The organism is Phocaeicola coprophilus DSM 18228 = JCM 13818 (assembly GCF_000157915.1).
In the GTDB taxonomy this organism is placed as follows: Bacteria; Bacteroidota; Bacteroidia; order Bacteroidales; family Bacteroidaceae; genus Phocaeicola; species Phocaeicola coprophilus.
Genome location: NZ_EQ973634.1, coordinates 100,808 through 103,435 on the forward strand (window position 1 = coordinate 100,808; position 2,628 = coordinate 103,435).

Below are 2,628 nucleotides of genomic sequence, written 5' to 3' on the forward strand. Positions count from 1 at the left end.
ATTTGTTTTCTAAGAACAGTTTGAAAAACTTCAATGATTCGCCTGTCAGAATCATTGAAGTTTCTCCTTTTTTTATAATATGGTTCTTTTCGTCCCACCATACTTCTTTGCTTATAATTATCCATCTGGCGTTATCAGTAGTTCTTGTAGCCGCTTCGAGAGGGCTTGAAGTTGTTGTTATTTGTTTTTTCTCCCTGTTTCGGGTGTAGATATACATGGCCACTGCAAGGAGGGTAAATAGTATCATTGTGTATAAGGCGGGTTGCCCGACAAGTACATATAGAGGTAAATATACGTATGCCCTTAATGTGATGTCATTTTCTTTCTTGTTGTTTTTTCTGTATGTTTTCTCATGTATGATTTTTATGCCTCCGTCAGCATTCTTTTTCATGGTGCTGATGGTTTTTCCGTTGTGCGTGTAACAGATGGACGTATTCAGGTTCAGCCCTTGTTTTTTCATTTCTTCTCTGAAAATGCTGTCAAATCTGTGTCTGCATGAATCTTCCATGGCCAGATAGAATTGGGCTGACCAGTCTATTTTTTCTTCAACCGGAATGCGATTGGTTGAAGAAGGATTAAAGTTTATGATAACCTGGGGTATGAACAATTCCTTTTCTTGTTTGATTGCTGTAAGAAATGCAATTTTGCTTTTGTCCTTTATGCTTTCTTCGTTTTTCATGGCAGAAAACCATGCTATGCCGAGCATAAGAATCAGGTATATTGCAGCTGTTCCTATAAGTTTTATCTTGCTTTGTTTCATTTGTCCGTATGCTGAATCTGAAAGTTTTCTGAGAAATATATATGTAAATATCTGAATATAAACGATCTGTCAGAATCTCAGATTTCTCTCAGAATACTCTGTTGTTAATTTCCTTACTTTTGTTACAAAAGTAAAAAAAGATAGAAAACAATGAAAAGAAATGTGATTAAATTATTTGTATTCATTTCTGGCAAAGGCCAATGTGGAAGTACTGGAATATAATTCCCGTATTATGCATGTGCATGATATCATAGAAATTGCAACTTCGTTGGAAAAGAAGTCAGACCCGCATGAGGTAGCCGGTGGTTTGCTGCATTGTGGCCTTTCAGGCGACTTTAATAATCTTTTTCATGTCCGATTGTTTTGTGCAGTTTCATGTTTTGCTTAATTTTGAGTTTGTAAAAATCAGATGCTTGTATGAAAAATGCTATAGGAATTTCTGTCACAGATGTATTTGCTGACAATCTGATAATGAAGTTTGATTAAAAAAATAAACCGAAACAATGGACGTGACATGTAGGAACAAAAAATTATCGACAGACAAAAATAGGATCGTCAAGGCTGTAGTATTTGTTGCTTGTATACTTCTTACAGTAATATATGGCATATTGATATTCAATGCGTGTAAGCAACGTGAGCAGGCATGGAACCGGCAGGCTAAAGCTGTCTTTCTTGAGGCAGTGGGAAACGAACTGAAGAAATTGGATAAGATGGAGAAATATGGTTTTCGTACTGTCACTTCTTTATTTCAGCAAAAGACCTTGGAAGCCGATATTCCAGATTCTGTGGTGTTTGCATTACAAGATGGAACTCATGTTTATCATCTTCCTTTACACAGGCGGAATAACGCTTATTTTAAAGATGGAGATAAGAATGTTTACCTGAGCTTAATTCTTGAGAAATATCCATTTCCTTTTGATTCCTTGCACTATGCTTGGGATAAGCAGTTGGCATTATCCGATATAAAAGCAAAAACAGGGGTATGTTCCAGAATAACCGATTTGTCGGGAAAAGTTTCGAGCTTTGCTTCGGGAGCACTGGAAGAGTTTGCTCCGTCGGATAGTCTGGTCTCTACCTATTTGGGTTATCGTCTGGAGATTGAATTATCCGGTTATATTTCTTATTCCTGGTGGAGTCTTCTACCGGGCGGAATGGTTATAACAGTTCTCCTTCTTTGGTGTATGTATATTTTCTTCTTGTTATTTCACGACAGACTGAATCAGCTGGTTTCGAAACGAACTGTGGTAGAAGAAAAAGTAGTCGAAAAAACGCCGCTTCCTGTCAATATGCACAATAAATCCAGACATATTTCAAGGTCCCGTATTTACAAATTGGATAACAATCTGTATTTTGATGCCGGACAACATTTGTTTTGCAATGATAACGGCATCATAGAGAAACTTTCACCTGCTATGTCTGTGCTGTTGGAACACTTTTTCAAAGCGCCTGACCATACGCTGAGCAGGTATGAAATTTACCGGATCATAGGTAAAGATATTGAAAGTTATTCTCTGGACAATTTTTATAAGATGATGGGCCGTTTCAGAAACAAGCTGGAACAAGTCTCCTCTGTAACCTTGCACAATGACGGAAACGGATCTTATCGTCTTGTCTTTCCTTTGGAATTAACTGACATGAACTGACATTTATTGTTTGTATGTATTTGTTTTATAGGTGGTTGTGATTTGAACACTGCTTGATGTTCCGAATAGTATTTGTAAAGGCATTTTTTATTTATAGTTTTACCATAACAAAATTTTTAAATGCAATTAAGATGAAAAGAACATTAGTTTTATTAACGGCTATTATTATTTGTATTGTGAGTACAATTGCGTTTCTACATTCTTCAAAGAAGACAGAATACAATA

The 2,628-nt window shown here is 36.3% G+C and carries 2 protein-coding genes; one reads left to right on the forward strand and one right to left on the reverse strand.

Annotated elements, in window-relative coordinates; all coding sequences use genetic code 11:
* On the reverse strand, positions 1-760 hold a 760-nt coding region (locus BACCOPRO_RS17980; RefSeq protein WP_008141361.1), incomplete at its 3' end, for a hypothetical protein.
* A 503-nt stretch (positions 761-1,263) separates the two neighbouring features.
* Between BACCOPRO_RS17980 and BACCOPRO_RS04495 the strand changes: the two genes are divergently transcribed.
* Positions 1,264-2,403 carry a hypothetical protein gene (locus tag BACCOPRO_RS04495; protein ID WP_008141363.1) on the forward strand — a complete coding sequence of 380 codons (1,140 nt, stop codon included), beginning with the start codon at positions 1,264-1,266 and terminating at the stop codon, positions 2,401-2,403.
* Positions 2,404-2,628: the final 225 nt, after the last annotated feature.